The sequence below is a fragment of the Citrobacter arsenatis genome (assembly GCF_004353845.1).
In the GTDB taxonomy this organism is placed as follows: domain Bacteria; phylum Pseudomonadota; class Gammaproteobacteria; order Enterobacterales; family Enterobacteriaceae; genus Citrobacter; species Citrobacter arsenatis.
Genome location: NZ_CP037864.1, coordinates 1,157,801 through 1,174,760 on the forward strand (window position 1 = coordinate 1,157,801; position 16,960 = coordinate 1,174,760).

Below are 16,960 nucleotides of genomic sequence, written 5' to 3' on the forward strand. Positions count from 1 at the left end.
TTGTGCTTAACAGAATAAAAAAGTGAGGACATCGTGAGCGATTCTGCGGCAAAAAATATTCTGTCCATCTACCGACGACATGCGGATGCTTTTGCCAGTCAGCGCTCGCGCGCCCTGTTCGAGAAAAGCTGGCTGGATAAGTTCATCACCGTGATGGGCGGGAAGGGCAGCATTGTGGATATCGGCTGCGGTAACGGTCAGCCGATTGCCGGTTATTTTATCCAGCAAGGTTTTCAGCTCACGGGCGTTGATGGTTCCCCGGCTATGCTGGCCCGCGCCCGGCACTCATTTCCCGCACAGCGCTGGCTGGAACAGGATATGCGCGAACTGGCACTTAACGAGACGTTCGACGGCCTGATCGCCTGGGACAGCTTTTTCCATTTAACACAGCAAGACCAGCAAAAGATGTTCCCGATTTTTGACCGTCTCAGCCATCGCGGCAGCGCGCTGATGTTCACCAGTGGTACGGATAACGGCATCGCCATGGGGCAATTTGAGGGCGAGCCGCTGTTTCACGCCAGCCTCGCGCCGGATGAATACCGCGCATTGCTGTCAGCGCATGGCTTTACGGTGGTCGAGATGGTGATGGAAGATCCGCACTGCGCCGGGCACACCATCTGGTTGGCGCAAAAAAGCGGCTAATCGCCGCGAAAGGTTTTACGCCATTCAGCCGGGCTAACGCCAAAATGGGATTTAAAATGCTGGCGCCAGGTGACGGGCGACTGAAAACCAACCTGTTCGGCGATGCGTTCTACGGGTAACTGGCTGGACTCCAGCAGTATCTGACTGCGGCGCAGACGCTCGGCAATCAACCATTCGGCCACGCTTGACCCGGTGGCCTTCATAAAATGACGGGTTAAAGTGCGACGGCTCATCATCACCCGCTGCCCCAGCTCGTCGAGATTATGCGGTTCGTGGAGATGCTGGCGCAAATAGTCGAGCAGGGCGTTGATCCGCTGATCCTGCGTATTTTTTGCCACCGGTTGCTCGATAAACTGCGCCTGACCGCCCTCGCGATGTGGCGGCACAATCATCCGTCGGGCAATCTGATTCGCTACCGTGCTGCCAAAGCGCTGACGGATGACATACAGACAGCAATCCAGCGCGGCGGCGGTGCCTGCCGAGGTAATAATGCCGTCGTCATCCACGTACAGCGCGTTGATATCCAGACGGGCCGCCGGAAAGCGCGCCTGAAAATCCTGCTCGAACTCCCAGTGCGTAGCCGCCCGTTTGCCATCCAGCAGACCGGCATAGCCGAGGACAAACGCGCCCAGACACAGCCCGACAATCTGCGCGCTGTTTTGTCGCGCGCGGTTGAGCGCATCCAGTAGGCTTTGTGGTGGACGATGCGCGGTGGTGCCCCACCAGGGGATCACCACGATGTCCGCTGCTTCTACGGCTTCGTAGCCGCAAGCAGCGGTAATGGCGAAGCCATCCTGCGAGGAAACGATGCCCGGCTGTTCGGCGCACAGTTGCACCTCAAAACGCTTTTTCGCCGCCACTTTGTCACTGAAAATAATACACGGCACCGAGAAGTGAAACGGGCTGAAATCTTCCACGGCAACAATGGCGACGTTAAGCGGCTGCATACGGTTCCTCTGTGGGTTTTTAAAACGTCAGGGTTTCGCCATCTTCCGGCACGTTAACAAATTGCGCAATCTGGTTATCGCGGGCGTACTCTTGCAGTGCCGCGCGGGTCAGCAGACAGTGGTTAATCGCCTCCATGTGGGTCGCCACAATTTGTGCTTCGGGCAGCGTGAAGTGGGTTTTGAGCACATCTTCCGCACCCATAATGATTGGGCCAAAGCCAATAACGTGGGCAAAACCTGCGTTCAAAATAACCACGTCTGGCTGGAACGTCTGCATATTGGTTTCCACCTCGTCGCGCCAGATGGTGTCCCCAACCAGATACAGCGTTTTTTCCTCTGGATGCTGGAAGATAACCCCGCAGGCATCACCCAGACGCTCCGCCATTTGCGGGATAGCGTAGGCGCGATCCGAACCGTGTTGACCGCCGGTTTTACGCAGGGTGATATCGCCGATCATGGTGTTCTGCGCCAGTACGTTCACTTGTGTAAAACCCTGCTCGCGCAGCACCTGCGCATCGTAATCGTTTTGCACATAAATAGGTTTATCTTTCGGCACGATGCGAGCTGCGGCCTCATCCCAGTGATCTTCATGCAGATGGGTCACGATCAGCGCATCGACGTTGAGCAGGGTGTCGATATCAATGGGCAGTTCCACAGTCGGGTTGCGGATCTCCGCGCGTGCCGTTCCGGCAAAGCCCGGGTAAGTTCCTTTCGCCGCCAGCATCGGATCGACGAGGAAGGTCTTGCCGCCAAAGGTGATGCGCTGCGTGGCGTTACGGATTTGCGTGATGTTCATGTGTTTGCTCCACGTGTTGGTCAGTGGTGTCATCGTAGAGTGTTGTCCAGAATATGAATGTGGGCAAATGGGCGACTAGCGATGGGATTGGGCCAATAGCAGATATCAATTATGTAATTAAAGTAATTTAATATTGCCTCTGTAGCATATTATTTAATTCGCAGCCATTATATCGAACTGAGTAAAAATACAGCCATTTAAATACGGCGGTATTTATTAAATGCGAAGCAGTATCAGAGAATATAATGAATATATGCAACGTATTACAGCCGGTAAAACAGTTCGCGAACCATGAAATAACAATGCTATCATTCACATCAGACGCGGCAGGCAACTGCTGGCACACGCATTCACCCCGGAGCAACTGATGAATAACGACATTCCGCTAAAATATTATGATATCGCCGATGAGTACGCGACCGAGGCCGCAAAGCCGGTGGGTGATGACGAACGTGACGCGCTGGCGCACTACTTCCAGCAGTTGATCACCCGTTTAATGAACAACGAAGAGATCAGCGAAGAAGCGCAGCAGGAGATGGCAACCGTGGCCGGCGTCGACGCACAGCGTATCGATGATATCGCGGAGTTTCTCAATCGCTGGGGTAACGAGTAGCCAAAGGCATGGCCTGTGTTTTACACTGCGCGCAAATTGAGTAGGTTTACTCTACGAGTATTAGGTTTAATCAGGCGGAAACAGCAATGAACGGAACAATCACAACGTGGTTTAAAGATAAAGGCTTTGGATTTATCAAAGATGAAAACGGCGACAACCGCTATTTTCATGTGATTAAGGTTGCTAATCCTGAGCTGATCAAGAAAGACGCGGCGGTGACCTTCGAGCCTACCACCAACAACAAAGGCTTGTCTGCCTATGCGGTAAAAGTCATACCAGACAGCAAATATATCTATATCGCAGGTGAGCGTCTGAAGCTCACGGCGATTAAGTCTTACCTGGTGTACAGTGAAGAAGTCCCCGCAGAGACCCGTATCGACAAAGAAAATGCGGTGCTGTCTGTTGGCGCGCTGATGAACAGCATCCGACCGAAATCAGACGTCAAACCTGGCGAGATGCGCACGTTGAAAAAACTGGCCATCACCACTTTCCAGGGCACGACGCTGATCTTCTCGGAAGATGAAATCGATATCGACGCGACGGTGAAGCTGCTTAAAGTCTGAAACCCTTCAGACTGAATAAAAACCGGAACGCTGCTCTTTTCAGGAGCGGGGTTTCGGTTTTTTTATTTGTGGCGCGGGAAGAACAATTTTGTGCCAGAAATATATATCTAGTTGAGTCAGATAACGTTAATGGTTACATATGGTGTTTACTTTCTCTGTAGTAAATCCCATCGATTACCATAAAGGTCCTCAAAAACGACAACGGTACCGTATTCTTCTTCTCTGGGGGCTTCGCAAAACTGGACGCCGGCCGATTTCATTGCATTGTAATCACGCCAAAAATCATCGGTTTGCAGAAACAGGAATACGCGTCCTCCACATTGGTTACCGATGAATGCTTCCTGAGTCTCATTAGCCGCTCTGGAGAGTAACAAATGACAGTCACTGTCAGGGTTCGGTGATACCACAACCCAACGTTTCCCCGGTTGTGGAGTATCTTCAATCAGGGTAAAACTGAGCTTATTTATATAGTAATCGATAGCTCTATCGTAATCATCGACAACAATCGAAATATATCCCAGACATTTTTTATTCATTTTTAATATGGCACCCGGTGTCAACTTACTATTTGTGCTTGCTATTTTATCATTAACTGGAATGCTTTTAAGCATCCTGCCAAAAAGTTATCCTCCTACTTTCGTCATAACCCACCTGTCCACATTCCCCTATTTTTATGAGACCGTCGGATTTACCATGTCATCCATCAGTATGTAACGTGCTTCCTGGCGCGTGTATTTATCGATTAATGGTACAAGTCGTCGGAAATGCTCACTGGCACAATGTTCATCAAGAGCCGCGTGGTTTGGCCATTCTTCGATAAAGATAAAGTGGCCTGGATCTTTTTCATCAATATAGAGATCATATGCAATGCACTGCGGTTCTTTCTTCGTAGCCGATATTAGCTCACGATACAAAGGGAGAACGCTTTCAATATACTCAGGTTTGATGAAATCTTCGGCAATGACCTTTAACATGCAGCCTCCTGGCAGAAAATGTATGCACACTATGTGATGAAGATATATTTAGAGCAAGGCGCTACAGCATTATTTCGGCCTGCGAGTGAGTTATTCCTGCTATTAATCAGATGATCCGCATAACTGTGATCCATCTCACCTCCCGGCAACCAAAATCTCCTGCGATTCGACGCCGTCCTCTATCTGTTTCGCCACCTTTTGTAAGGCCGGAAGATGCTTTTCCGCGGCTTGTTCGATGGTCATGGCGCTGGCCATATACACCAAATTCAGGCAGCCGATCACCCGCTGTTCGCTGCGGATGGGGACGGCGATGGAGGCGATTTTCTCCTCCTGATCCCAGCCGCGATAGTTTTGACCATAACCGTCTTTACGCGCACGGGTCAAAATGGCGTCGAGCTTCAGCGGTTCGCGCGCCAGCTGGAACTCTTCTCCCGGTCGTGAGGCCAACATTTCAATCAGTTCCTGACGTTCATTCTCCGGGCTAAATGCCAGCCAGGTCAGGCCGGATGCGGTTTTCAGCAGCGGTAGGCGACGGCCGACCATCGCCCGGTGAAATGACAGGCGGCTGAAGCGGTGAGTGGTTTCACGCACCACCATCGCGTCAACGTCCAGCGTAGAAACGTCGGTCGGCCAGATGACCTCGCGCAGCAAATCCCCCAACAGCGGGGCGGCGAGCGCAGAAATCCACTGCTCGTCACGAAATCCCTCGCTGAGCTGGCGGACCTTAATGGTTAAGCGAAAGCTGTCATCGGACAGGCTGCGCCGGACGTAACCCTCATCCTGCAGGGTTTCCAGCAGTCGCCTGACCGTGGTGCGGTGCAGGCCGCTCAGCTCTGCCAGCAGGCCAACGCTGGCCCCGCCGTCGAGTCGATTTAACATATTTAATAACATTAAACCACGCGTTAATCCGCGCACGGTTTTATATTCGGTACCGTCGTCACTTTTCATATTTATTGACAAATCTACAGGTAAAACAACGTTGTGCACTTGGTGCACATCCAGGCATGTTTTGATTGTAGCGCAAAAACTCACTTCTATACTGACCGCACAATAAAAATTATTCACATATTTTTAACAAAACAAATTGCGCCTCACCAGGGCCTGCAATTGCGTTTTGTCCGAGTAGTGAGGTTCTGAAATGACAACGATAAATCCTGATATCCAACCCGCTGTACAGCACACCGTGCAGGTCGCGATTGCTGGAGCCGGCCCGGTAGGGCTGATGATGGCGAACTATCTTGGCCAAATGGGCATTGAGGTGCTGGTGGTGGAGAAGCTCGACACGCTGATCGACTATCCCCGCGCCATCGGTATTGACGATGAAGCGCTGCGCACCATGCAGTCTGTCGGTCTGGTAGAGAACGTTTTGCCGCACACCACGCCGTGGCATGCGATGCGTTTTCTCACCCCGAAAGGCCGCTGCTTTGCTGATATCCAGCCAATGACCGATGAATTTGGCTGGTCGCGCCGCAACGCGTTTATTCAGCCGCAGGTAGACGCGGTGATGCTGGAAGGGCTGACGCGTTTTCCCAACGTGCGCTGTCTGTTCTCCCGCGAACTGGAAGCCTTCAGCCAGCAAAATGGCGAAGTGACGTTGAATCTGAAAGCGCCGGATGGTCAGCGCGAAACGGTAAAAGCCCAGTGGCTGGTGGCCTGTGACGGCGGGGCCAGCAATGTCAGACGTTCGCTGAATGTGCCGTTTGAAGGCAAAACTGCGCCGAATCAGTGGATTGTGGTGGATATCGCCAACGATCCGCTCAGCACGCCGCATGTGTACCTGTGCTGCGATCCGGTGCGTCCGTATGTTTCTGCCGCGCTGCCGCACGCGGTGCGCCGTTTTGAATTTATGGTGATGCCGGGAGAAACCGAAGCGCAGCTCAGCGAACCGCAGAATATGCGCCAGCTCTTGAGCAAAGTGCTACCGAACCCGGACAACGTTGAGCTGATCCGCCAGCGCGTGTATACCCATAACGCCCGTCTGGCCGAACGTTTTCGTATTGACCGTGTGCTGTTGGCGGGCGATGCGGCGCACATTATGCCGGTCTGGCAGGGGCAGGGGTACAACAGCGGTATGCGTGATGCCTTCAATCTGGCGTGGAAACTGGCGCTGGTGATTAATGGCAAAGCCGATGATGCGCTGCTGGATACCTACCAGCAGGAACGCCGCGACCACGCCAAAGCGATGATCGATCTCTCCGTGACCGCAGGCAACGTACTTGCGCCGCCGAAACGCTGGCACGGGACGGTGCGCGACGGAGTTTCCTGGCTGCTGAACTATATTCCGCCGGTCAAACGCTACTTCCTGGAAATGCGCTTTAAGCCGATGCCGCAGTACCACGCCGGGGCGCTGGTTCGTGAAGGCGAGGCGAAAACGTCACCGGTCGGCAAGATGTTTATCCAGCCGAAGGTGACACTGGAAACAGGTGAAGTGACCTTACTCGACAACGTTATTGGACCGAATTTCGCGGTCATCGGTTGGGGTTGTAACCCGCTGTGGGGCATGAGCGAGGCGCAGATCCAGCAGTGGCAGGCGCTGGGCACGCGGTTTATCCAGGTGGTGCCGGATACACAAATCAGCACCGATCAGGATAACCACGCCGGCGTTACCCGCATTGGCGATACGCAAAACCGCCTGCGCGCGTGGTTTGCCCAGCACAACGCCGCGCTGGTGGTGATGCGCCCGGACCGCTTTGTCGCCGCCATCGCCATTCCGCAAACCCTGGGCAGCACCCTGAATAAACTGGCGTCGGTAATGACGCTGACCCGCGTTAATGCCGATATTCCCGTTGAAAAGGTGGCCTGATATGCACGCTTATCTTCACTGTCTTTCCCACTCGCCGCTGGTGGGTTACGTCGACCCGGCGCAGGCCGTGCTCGACGAGGTTAATGGCGTGATCGCCAGCGCCCGCGCACGTATTGCGGCGTTCGATCCTGAACTGGTGGTGCTGTTTGCCCCGGATCACTACAACGGTTTTTTCTACGACGTGATGCCGCCGTTCTGTTTAGGCGTGGGAGCCACGGCGATCGGCGATTTCGGCAGCGCGGCGGGGGAACTGCCGGTGCCCACCGATCTCGCAGAGGCCTGCGCCCATGCGGTGATGAAAAGCGGTATCGATCTTGCCGTGTCCTACAACATGCAGGTCGATCACGGCTTTGCGCAGCCGCTGGAGTTTTTGCTTGGCGGTCTGGAGAAAGTGCCGGTGCTGCCGGTGTTTATTAACGGCGTCGCTACGCCGCTGCCGGGCTTTCAGCGTACCCGTATGCTCGGTGAAGCGATCGGCCGTTTCGCCAGCTCACTGAATAAACGCGTGCTGTTTTTAGGCTCCGGCGGCCTGTCGCATCAGCCGCCGGTACCGGAGCTGGCGAAGGCCGATGCCCATATGCGTGACCGCCTGCTCGGCAGCGGCAAACAGTTGCCTGAAAACGAGCGCGAGCTGCGCCAGCAGCGGGTGATCAGCGCCGCCGAGAAGTTTGTGGTCGATCAACACTCGCTGCACCCGCTTAACCCCGTCTGGGATAACCGCTTTATGACGCTGCTTGAGCAGGGGCGTTTGCAGGAGCTGGATGCGGTCAGTAATGAAGAACTGTCCGCAATGGCGGGCAAATCAACGCACGAAGTGAAAACCTGGGTTGCCGCCTTCGCCGCGCTTTCTGCCTTTGGCAACTGGCGCAGCGAAGGCCGTTATTACCGCCCGATCCCTGAGTGGATCGCCGGATTCGGCTCCCTGAGCGCCACCACACAGAACTGAAACAGAACTGAATATGCAGGAGAACATCATGACTTACCAACCGCAAACCGAAGCCGCGACCAGTCGTTTTCTGGAGGTGCAGGAAGCAGGCGAAACGCTACGCGTGCATTTCAATGACTGTGGGCAGGGCGAAGAGACCGTCGTGCTGCTGCATGGCTCTGGTCCGGGGGCGACGGGCTGGGCGAACTTCAGCCGCAATATCGATCCGCTGGTGCAGGCCGGATACCGGGTGATCCTGCTGGATTGTCCTGGCTGGGGCAAAAGCGATGGGATCGTTAACCACGGTTCGCGATCCGATCTCAACGCTCGCATTCTGAAAAGCGTGGTAGATCGGTTGGATATTCAGAAGGTCCACCTGCTGGGTAACTCAATGGGTGGCCACAGTGCCGTGGCGTTTACTCTGAGCTGGCCGGAGCGCGTGGGCAAGCTGGTGCTGATGGGCGGCGGAACGGGGGGCATGAGCCTGTTTACGCCGATGCCGACTGAAGGTATCAAGCGCCTGAATCAGCTGTACCGCGAGCCGACCATCGAGAATCTGAAGCTGATGATGGAGATCTTTGTCTTCGACACCAGCGACCTGACCGAGGCGCTGTTTGAAGCGCGTCTGAATAACATGCTGTCGCGTCGCGATCACCTGGAAAACTTTGTTCGCAGCCTGGAAGCCAACCCGAAACAGTTCCCGGATTTCAGCCCGCGCCTCGGAGAAATCAAAGCCCGGACCCTGATTATCTGGGGACGCAACGACCGTTTCGTACCGATGGACGCCGGTCTGCGCCTGCTCTCCGGGATTGCCGGGTCCGAGCTGCATATCTACCGCGACTGCGGGCACTGGGCGCAGTGGGAACATGCGGATGCCTTTAACCAGTTGGTGCTGAACTTCCTCGCACGCCCTTAAGGAACAAACATGACGAATCTAAATCTTGAGCAGTTAGCCGCTGGCTTACGCCTTGCAGAGGAAAAAGGAGAAGCTATCTCCCCACTGCGTGAGCTGATTGGAGTGGACAACGCCGACGCGGCCTACGCCATTCAGCGCATCAACGTGCAGTACGACGTGGCGCGCGGGCGTCGCGTGGTTGGGCGCAAAGTGGGGCTGACGCACCCGAAAGTGCAGCAACAGCTGGGCGTCGATCAGCCGGACTTCGGCACGCTGTTTGCCGACATGTGCTACGGCGACAACGACATCATCCCGTTTTCGCGTGTACTGCAACCGCGTATTGAAGCGGAAATTGCGCTGGTGCTGAACCGCGATCTACCCAACGCCGACACTACGTTTGATGAGCTGTACAACGCCATCGAGTGGGTGCTTCCCGCGCTGGAAGTGGTCGGCAGCCGTATCCGCGACTGGTCAATCAAGTTTGTTGATACCGTGGCGGATAACGCTTCCTGCGGCGTGTATGTAGTCGGCGGCCCGGCACAGCGTCCGGCAGGATTAGATCTGAAAAACTGCGCGATGAAAATGACGCGCAATAACGAAGAGGTCTCCAGCGGACGCGGCAGTGAATGTCTGGGACATCCGGTCAACGCCGCCGTGTGGCTGGCGCGCAAAATGGCCAGCCTCGGCGAACCGCTGCGTGCGGGAGACATTATTCTCACCGGTGCGTTAGGCCCGATGGTGGCGGTGAATGCGGGCGATCGTTTTGAAGCCCATATCGACGGTATTGGTTCAGTTGCCGCCACCTTTTCAGCGGCGGTTACAAAAGGAAGTCAGTCATGAGTAAGCGTAAGGTCGCCATTATCGGCTCCGGCAACATCGGCACCGATTTGATGATTAAAATTCTGCGCCACGGCGTGAATCTGGAGATGGCGGTAATGGTGGGGATTGATCCGCAATCCGATGGGCTTGCCCGCGCCCGGCGTATGGGCGTCGCTACTACCCATGCAGGGGTGACGGGGCTGATTGCCATGCCGGAATTCACCGACATCGACATCGTGTTTGATGCCACCAGCGCGGGCGCGCATGTGAAGAACGACGCCCTGCTTCGCGCCGTAAAACCAGGCATCCGCCTGATCGACCTGACGCCCGCGGCGATTGGCCCGTACTGCGTGCCGGTGGTGAATCTGGAGGCTAACGTCGATCGGCAGAACGTCAATATGGTGACCTGCGGCGGGCAGGCGACCATCCCGATGGTGGCAGCAGTTTCTCGCGTGGCAAAAGTCCATTACGCCGAAATTATCGCCTCGATCGCCAGTAAATCCGCGGGGCCGGGTACTCGCGCCAATATCGATGAGTTCACCGAAACCACCTCGAAGGCGATTGAAGTGGTCGGCGGCGCGGCAAAGGGCAAAGCCATTATCGTCCTTAACCCTGCCGAGCCGCCGCTAATGATGCGCGACACGGTGTATGTGCTGAGCGAAGCGGCCTCCCAGATTGAAGTTGAAGCGTCAATTAACGAGATGGCGGCGGCGGTGCAGGCGTACGTACCGGGCTATCGGCTGAAACAGCGCGTGCAGTTTGAAGTTATCCCGCAGGATAAACCGGTAAATCTGCCGGGTATTGGCCAGTTTTCCGGGCTGAAAACTGCGGTGTATCTCGAAGTGGAAGGCGCGGCGCACTATTTACCTGCCTACGCGGGCAACCTCGACATTATGACCTCCAGCGCGCTGGCGACCGCTGAGAAGATGGCGCAGTCACTCACCCGTCAGGCAGGAGAAGCAGCATGAACGGTAAAAAACTCTATATCTCTGACGTGACCCTGCGCGACGGTATGCATGCGATTCGTCACCAGTATTCGCTGGAAAACGTGCGTCAGATTGCGCAAGCGCTGGACGATGCGCGGGTTGATTCCATTGAGGTGGCCCACGGCGACGGTTTACAAGGTTCGAGCTTTAACTACGGTTTTGGCGCGCACAGCGACCTCGAGTGGATTGAAGCGGCGGCGGAGGTGGTCAAACACGCCAAAATCGCCACGCTGTTGCTGCCGGGTATCGGCACCATTCATGACCTGAAAAATGCGTATCAGGCCGGCGCGCGAGTAGTACGTGTGGCGACCCACTGTACCGAAGCGGACGTGTCGGCCCAGCATATTCAGTATGCGCGCGAGTTGGGTATGGATACCGTCGGCTTTCTGATGATGAGTCATATGACCACGCCGGAGAACCTGGCCCAGCAGGCGAAGCTGATGGAAAACTACGGTGCGACCTGTATCTACGTGGTCGATTCCGGCGGGGCGATGAATATGAGCGATATTCGCGCTCGCTTCCGCGCCCTGAAAGCGGTACTGAAGCCGGAGACGGAAACCGGAATGCATGCGCACCACAACCTGAGTCTCGGCGTGGCAAACTCGATTGCCGCGGTGGAAGAGGGCTGCGATCGTATTGATGCCAGCCTGGCCGGTATGGGCGCAGGCGCAGGCAACGCGCCGCTGGAAGTGTTTATCGCTGCGGCGGATAAGCTCGGCTGGCAGCACGGCACCGATCTGTATGCGCTGATGGATGCCGCCGACGATCTGGTGCGTCCGCTGCAGGACCGTCCGGTGCGGGTGGATCGCGAAACGCTGGCTCTGGGCTATGCCGGAGTGTACTCCAGCTTCCTGCGTCATTGCGAAGTGGCGGCAGAGCGTTATGGCTTGAGTGCGGTCGATATTCTGGTTGAACTGGGCAAACGCCGAATGGTGGGCGGTCAGGAAGATATGATCGTCGACGTGGCGCTGGATCTGCGCAACAGCAAATAAAAATGATTACGCGGCTGGCAACGTATCAGCCGCGATTCACCTGCATTGTGACCTCAGAGGTACATCTTATGTCTACCCCAACCCCCACATCTTACCGCCTGACGCTGACCGTCGGGCTTTGCTTTTTAGTCGCCCTGATGGAAGGTTTGGATCTCCAGGCCGCCGGGATCGCTGCCGTCGGTATCGCTCAGGCGTTTGCGCTGGATAAAATGCAGATGGGCTGGATCTTCAGCGCGGGCATTCTCGGGCTGTTGCCCGGCGCGCTGGTGGGCGGCATGCTGGCCGACCGCTATGGCCGTAAACGCATTCTTATTGCCTCTGTGGCGCTGTTTGGTTTGTTCTCGCTGGCGACGGCGATTTCATGGGATTTTTCATCGCTGGTGTTTGCCCGCCTGATGACCGGCGTTGGGCTGGGCGCGGCGTTGCCGAACCTGATCGCACTGACCTCCGAAGCGGCGGGCCCGCGTTTTCGCGGTACGGCGGTGAGCCTAATGTACTGCGGTGTACCGATTGGCGCGGCGCTGGCGGCGGCGCTCGGGTTTAGCGGTCTGGCCTCCGCCTGGCAAACCGTGTTCTGGGTTGGCGGCGTGATCCCGCTGCTGCTGGTGCCGCTGCTGATGCGCTGGCTACCGGAATCCCAGGTGTATGCTCAGCAAACGCAGGTGGCTGCCGCGCCGTTGCGCGCCCTGTTTGCGCCAGCGACGGCGAGCGCTACGCTGCTGCTGTGGCTGTGCTATTTCTTCACCCTGCTGGTGGTGTATATGCTGATCAACTGGCTGCCGATGCTGCTGGTAGAGCAGGGATTTCGGCCCTCACAGGCGGCTGGCGTGATGTTTGCTCTGCAAATCGGTGCGGCCAGCGGTACGTTAATTCTCGGGGCGTTGATGGACAAACTACGCCCGGTGGTGATGTCGCTTTTGATCTATACCGGGATGTTGGTTTCGCTGCTGGCGTTGGGTACGGTGTCGTCATTGAGCGGCATGCTGATGGCAGGATTTGTGGCGGGGATGTTTGCCACCGGTGGGCAAAGCGTGCTGTATGCGTTGGCACCGCTGTTTTACAACACGCAGATCCGCGCCACCGGCGTGGGCACCGCTGTTGCCGTTGGGCGTCTGGGCGCAATGAGCGGTCCGCTGCTGGCCGGGAAAATGTTAGCGCTGGGTACCGGAACGGTAGGTGTGATGGCGGCTTCTGCGCCGGGCATTTTGCTGGCGGGCCTGGCGGTATTTATCCTGATGAGCCGCAAATCGCAGATGCCGATCCCGGCCAGCGGCGCTTAAGCACTCATTCGGTTGTATGAGCGGGTGGATACGGTTCCCACTTCCGGGTGAACGCCAGCCTACGACCACGTTGCCAGAGTTTATATAAAGCCTGGCAACGGAGGCGTTATGAGCTGGCGGCCCTTTTTGTATTTGATTATTAATCCTCACCCGGTATTAAGCGCCCGGCGCGGTCATCTGCGTCTGGTGCAGGGTTGACTTTGCATTCTGTTAACAAACGCGGTATAACGAACCTTCTTTGGATGTTTAGATGTCCATACGTTTAGAAGGTCATATGCAAACAACACAACAAAATGCGCCACTGAAGCGCACAATGAAAACGCGTCACCTGATTATGCTCTCCTTGGGCGGCGTGATTGGCACAGGATTATTCTTTAATACCGGGTACATCATCTCCACCACCGGAGCGGCGGGAACGCTGCTGGCCTATCTGATTGGCGCGCTGGTGGTCTGGTTGGTTATGCAGTGTCTGGGCGAGCTGTCGGTCGCAATGCCTGAGACGGGGGCGTTTCACGTCTATGCCGCGCGTTATCTGGGTCCGGCAACGGGATATACCGTGGCCTGGCTCTACTGGCTGACCTGGACCGTGGCGCTGGGTTCGAGCTTTACCGCCGCCGGATTCTGTATGCAGTACTGGTTTCCACAGGTGTCGGTATGGGTCTGGTGCGTGGTGTTCTGCGTGATCATTTTTGGCCTGAACGTCATCTCCACACGCTTTTTTGCCGAAGGTGAGTTCTGGTTCTCGTTGGTAAAAGTGGTCACTATCATCGCCTTTATCATCCTCGGCGGGGCGGCAATTTTCGGCTTTATCCCGATGCAGGATGGCTCGCCCGCGCCGGGACTGAGTAATATCACGGCGGAAGGCTGGTTCCCGCACGGCGGTTTACCGATCCTGATGACTATGGTGGCGGTAAACTTTGCTTTTTCGGGTACCGAGCTTATCGGTATTGCTGCGGGTGAAACGGAAAATCCGCGCAAGGTTATCCCGGTGGCAATTCGTACCACCATCGCGCGGCTGATTATTTTCTTTATTGGCACCATATTTGTACTGGCGGCGTTGATCCCGATGCAGCAGGCGGGCGTGGAGAAAAGCCCGTTTGTGCTGGTGTTTGAGAAAGTAGGGATTCCATACGCCGCCGATATTTTTAACTTCGTGATCCTGACGGCCATCCTGTCTGCGGCGAACTCCGGGCTGTATGCCTCCGGGCGCATGCTGTGGTCGCTGTCGAATGAACGTACGCTGCCAGCCTGTTTTGCCCGCGTAACGAAAAACGGTGTGCCGCTGACGGCGCTGTCGGTCAGTATGCTCGGCGGCGTGCTGGCGCTGTTTTCCAGCGTGGTGGCTCCGGACACGGTATTTGTTGCGCTGTCGGCAATTTCCGGGTTTGCGGTGGTGGCGGTGTGGCTGAGCATTTGCGCCTCACATTTTGTTTTTCGCCGCCGTCATCTGCAACAAGGTAAGGCATTGAGTGAATTACATTATCGTGCGCCGTGGTATCCGCTGGTGCCGATATCAGGTTTTGTGCTGTGCCTGGTGGCCTGTGTAGGGCTGGCATTCGATCCAGCGCAGAGAATTGCGTTGTGGTGCGGGTTACCGTTTGTCGCGTTGTGCTATGGTGCTTATTTCCTTACTCAACCCCGTAACGCAAAACAGGAGCCAGAACATGTCGCAGAATAATCCGTTACGCGCTCTCCTTGAGAAACAGGATGTCCTGTTGCTGGATGGCGCGATGGCGACGGAGCTGGAAGCGCGAGGGTGTAACTTAGCCGACAGCCTGTGGTCAGCCAAAGTGCTGGTAGAAAACCCGGAGCTTATCCGCGAAGTGCATCTTGATTACTACCGGGCGGGGGCGCAATGCGCGATCACTGCCAGCTATCAGGCGACGCCGGCGGGCTTCGCCGCGCGAGGTCTGGATGAAGCGCAGTCGAAAGCGCTGATTGGCAAAAGCGTGGAGCTGGCGCGTAAAGCCCGTGAAGCGTATCTGGCAGAGAACCCGCAGGCGGGAACGCTTCTGGTGGCGGGATCCGTCGGGCCTTACGGCGCGTATCTGGCGGATGGCTCTGAATACCGTGGCGATTATCATTGTAGCGTTGAGGCATTTCAGGCGTTTCATCGCCCGCGCGTGGAAGCCTTGCTGGATGCCGGGGCCGATCTGCTGGCCTGCGAAACCCTGCCGAATTTTGCCGAGATTGAGGCGTTGGCTGAGCTGTTGACCGCATATCCGCGTGCGCGGGCGTGGTTCTCATTTACCCTGCGCGACAGCGAGCACCTGAGCGACGGTACGCCGCTGCGTGACGTGGTTGCGTTGCTGGCGGGTTATCCGCAGGTGGTGGCGCTAGGCATTAACTGTATTGCGCTGGAAAACACCACCGCTGCGTTGCAGCATTTACACGGTTTAACGGTGCTGCCGCTGGTGGTGTATCCGAACTCGGGCGAGCATTACGATGCCGTGAGCAAAACCTGGCATCATCACGGCGAAGCGTGCGCCACGCTGGCGGGGTATTTACCCCAGTGGCTGGCGGCGGGCGCGAAGCTGATTGGCGGCTGCTGCCGGACGACGCCGAAGGATATTGCTGAACTGAACGCGCAGCGCTGAGAATAATGCCGGGTGGCGGCTCCGCCTACAAATTGCACAAACCGTAGGCCGGGTAAGCGTAAGCGCCACCCGGCATCAATCACCCAGCATCCGCCAGGACAAACATGCCGTACGGGTGGATTTCGAGATAATATTGCTCGCCGACGTCCGGCTGCAGACGCGTAGCGTTGACCTGCAATAAAATCTCTTGTCCGTGCCACTCTACCGTCACTTCATACTGCGGCCCCATATAGGCGACGTGGCGGATCACGCAGCGCTGACTCTCCTCGCCGCGATCGCTGAGCGTGATCGCTTCCGGGCGCACACCGACCATCCCTTCGCCTTGCGTACCAAAGTGCGATGGGCTCGGCAGATGATAGCCGTAGATATCAACGTATCTGTCGCTGAAGGTAGCCGGGAACAGGTTGGCATCGCCCATAAAGCTCGCCATAAAGCGGGAGGCCGGCTGGCGATAGAGATCCTGCGGTGAGCCGATCTGCATGATGTGCCCTTTGTTCATCACCAGCACGGTATCGGAAACCGCAAAGGCTTCGCTCTGATCGTGGGTGACGTACAGCGAGGTGATATCAAACTGCTTTTGCAGTTCGCGGATCTTGTCGCGCATGCTGCGACGCAGGTTGGCGTCGAGGTTACTTAACGGCTCATCAAACAGCAGCACTTTCGGCTTGAGGATCAATGCGCGCGCCAGCGCCACGCGCTGCTGCTGACCGCCGGAGATCTGATCGACAAAGCGGTCTTCGAATCCTTCCAGATCCACCATCGCCAACGCTTCTTTGACGCGGGCTTTCACTTCTGTGCGCGACACGCCGAGCATCTTCAGGCCATAACCGACGTTCTCCCCCAGCGACATATGCGGGAACAGGGCATAGGACTGAAACACCATACAGATATCGCGCTGCTGAATAGAGCGATGGGTGACGTCTTCGCCATCAATGTAAATCTGTCCTTCGCTCGGTTTTTCCAGCCCGGCGACCAGGCGCAATATGGTGGTTTTGCCGCAGCCGGACGGGCCGAGCAGGGTGACCATTTGCCCCTGCGGAATGGTGAGGTTGATATTGTCGATAACCGTGTTGCTGCCAAATCGTTTAGTGACGTTGCGCAGTTCAACGAAATTTTTCTGAGTCATAG

General features: G+C 56.3%; 18 protein-coding genes. 12 read left to right on the forward strand and 6 right to left on the reverse strand.

Annotation, left to right across the window (positions count from 1 at the left end):
• Window positions 1-33: 33 nt before the first annotated feature.
• Window positions 34-642, forward strand: coding sequence for a class I SAM-dependent DNA methyltransferase (locus E1B03_RS06395; protein WP_133085870.1), 609 nt, complete (start codon window positions 34-36; stop codon window positions 640-642).
• Here E1B03_RS06395 and E1B03_RS06400 read toward each other — a convergent pair.
• Together E1B03_RS06400 and E1B03_RS06405 are read right to left on the reverse strand one after the other, a co-directional pair.
• On the reverse strand, window positions 639-1,589 hold the full coding sequence (locus E1B03_RS06400) for a GlxA family transcriptional regulator (protein ID WP_133085871.1): 951 nt from the start codon (window positions 1,587-1,589) through the stop codon (window positions 639-641). The two genes, E1B03_RS06395 and E1B03_RS06400, sit on opposite strands and share 4 nt — an antisense overlap.
• A 19-nt stretch (window positions 1,590-1,608) precedes the next feature.
• Window positions 1,609-2,385: an MBL fold metallo-hydrolase gene (locus E1B03_RS06405; protein WP_133085872.1), complete on the reverse strand. Its 777-nt coding sequence runs from the start codon at window positions 2,383-2,385 to the stop codon at window positions 1,609-1,611.
• 367 nt (window positions 2,386-2,752) lie between these two features.
• Here E1B03_RS06405 and E1B03_RS06410 point away from each other — a divergent pair, with 367 nt between their 5' ends.
• Both E1B03_RS06410 and E1B03_RS06415 read left to right on the forward strand, forming a co-directional pair.
• Window positions 2,753-2,998, forward strand: coding sequence for a YmjA family protein (locus E1B03_RS06410; protein ID WP_103771049.1), 246 nt, complete (start codon window positions 2,753-2,755; stop codon window positions 2,996-2,998).
• 86 nt (window positions 2,999-3,084) lie between these two features.
• Window positions 3,085-3,561, forward strand: coding sequence for a cold-shock protein (locus tag E1B03_RS06415; RefSeq protein WP_103771050.1), 477 nt, complete (start codon window positions 3,085-3,087; stop codon window positions 3,559-3,561).
• Between the two features lie 146 nt (window positions 3,562-3,707).
• Here the strand turns inward: E1B03_RS06415 and E1B03_RS06420 are convergent, their stop codons facing one another.
• The 3 genes from E1B03_RS06420 to E1B03_RS06430 form a co-directional block, all read right to left on the reverse strand.
• Complete coding sequence (locus tag E1B03_RS06420; RefSeq protein ID WP_246044162.1) at window positions 3,708-4,097, reverse strand: VOC family protein; 390 nt, start codon at window positions 4,095-4,097, stop codon at window positions 3,708-3,710.
• A gap of 135 nt (window positions 4,098-4,232) precedes the next feature.
• A complete protein-coding gene (locus tag E1B03_RS06425; protein ID WP_133085873.1) occupies window positions 4,233-4,535 on the reverse strand; it encodes a putative quinol monooxygenase in 303 nt (100 codons plus the stop codon).
• A gap of 135 nt (window positions 4,536-4,670) precedes the next feature.
• On the reverse strand, window positions 4,671-5,483 hold the full coding sequence (locus tag E1B03_RS06430; RefSeq protein WP_218959114.1) for a DNA-binding transcriptional regulator: 813 nt from the start codon (window positions 5,481-5,483) through the stop codon (window positions 4,671-4,673).
• Between the two features lie 190 nt (window positions 5,484-5,673).
• Here E1B03_RS06430 and E1B03_RS06435 point away from each other — a divergent pair, with 190 nt between their 5' ends.
• From E1B03_RS06435 to mmuM, 9 genes are all read left to right on the forward strand, one after another.
• Window positions 5,674-7,338 (forward strand): bifunctional 3-(3-hydroxy-phenyl)propionate/3-hydroxycinnamic acid hydroxylase, encoded by a 1,665-nt coding sequence (locus tag E1B03_RS06435; protein WP_103771054.1) that lies wholly within the window; start codon window positions 5,674-5,676, stop codon window positions 7,336-7,338.
• A 1-nt stretch (window position 7,339) separates the two neighbouring features.
• Window positions 7,340-8,284, forward strand: a complete 945-nt coding sequence (mhpB, locus tag E1B03_RS06440; RefSeq protein WP_133085874.1) for a 2,3-dihydroxyphenylpropionate/2,3-dihydroxicinnamic acid 1,2-dioxygenase — start codon at window positions 7,340-7,342, stop codon at window positions 8,282-8,284.
• Between the two features lie 28 nt (window positions 8,285-8,312).
• Entirely contained in the window at window positions 8,313-9,179 is an 867-nt protein-coding gene (mhpC, locus tag E1B03_RS06445) for a 2-hydroxy-6-oxonona-2,4-dienedioate hydrolase (protein ID WP_103771056.1), read from the forward strand.
• A gap of 9 nt (window positions 9,180-9,188) precedes the next feature.
• A complete protein-coding gene (gene mhpD, locus E1B03_RS06450) occupies window positions 9,189-9,998 on the forward strand; it encodes a 2-keto-4-pentenoate hydratase (RefSeq protein ID WP_103771057.1) in 810 nt (269 codons plus the stop codon).
• Window positions 9,995-10,945 carry an acetaldehyde dehydrogenase gene (mhpF, locus tag E1B03_RS06455; protein WP_103771058.1) on the forward strand — a complete coding sequence of 317 codons (951 nt, stop codon included), beginning with the start codon at window positions 9,995-9,997 and terminating at the stop codon, window positions 10,943-10,945. Before mhpD ends, mhpF begins: the two co-directional genes overlap by 4 nt.
• Window positions 10,942-11,955 carry a 4-hydroxy-2-oxovalerate aldolase gene (gene mhpE / locus E1B03_RS06460; protein ID WP_103771059.1) on the forward strand — a complete coding sequence of 338 codons (1,014 nt, stop codon included), beginning with the start codon at window positions 10,942-10,944 and terminating at the stop codon, window positions 11,953-11,955. Before mhpF ends, mhpE begins: the two co-directional genes overlap by 4 nt.
• A 68-nt stretch (window positions 11,956-12,023) precedes the next feature.
• Window positions 12,024-13,235: a 3-(3-hydroxy-phenyl)propionate transporter MhpT gene (gene mhpT, locus E1B03_RS06465; protein ID WP_103771134.1), complete on the forward strand. Its 1,212-nt coding sequence runs from the start codon at window positions 12,024-12,026 to the stop codon at window positions 13,233-13,235.
• A 274-nt stretch (window positions 13,236-13,509) separates the two neighbouring features.
• Window positions 13,510-14,913 carry an S-methylmethionine permease gene (gene mmuP / locus E1B03_RS06470; RefSeq protein WP_133085875.1) on the forward strand — a complete coding sequence of 468 codons (1,404 nt, stop codon included), beginning with the start codon at window positions 13,510-13,512 and terminating at the stop codon, window positions 14,911-14,913.
• Window positions 14,900-15,832 carry a homocysteine S-methyltransferase gene (gene mmuM, locus E1B03_RS06475; protein WP_133085876.1) on the forward strand — a complete coding sequence of 311 codons (933 nt, stop codon included), beginning with the start codon at window positions 14,900-14,902 and terminating at the stop codon, window positions 15,830-15,832. The genes mmuP and mmuM overlap by 14 nt, the downstream gene beginning before the upstream one ends.
• A 79-nt stretch (window positions 15,833-15,911) precedes the next feature.
• On the opposite strand, the gene fbpC is transcribed toward mmuM, so the two are convergent.
• Window positions 15,912-16,958: a ferric ABC transporter ATP-binding protein gene (gene fbpC, locus E1B03_RS06480; RefSeq protein ID WP_133085877.1), complete on the reverse strand. Its 1,047-nt coding sequence runs from the start codon at window positions 16,956-16,958 to the stop codon at window positions 15,912-15,914.
• Between the last annotated feature and the right edge of the window lie 2 nt (window positions 16,959-16,960).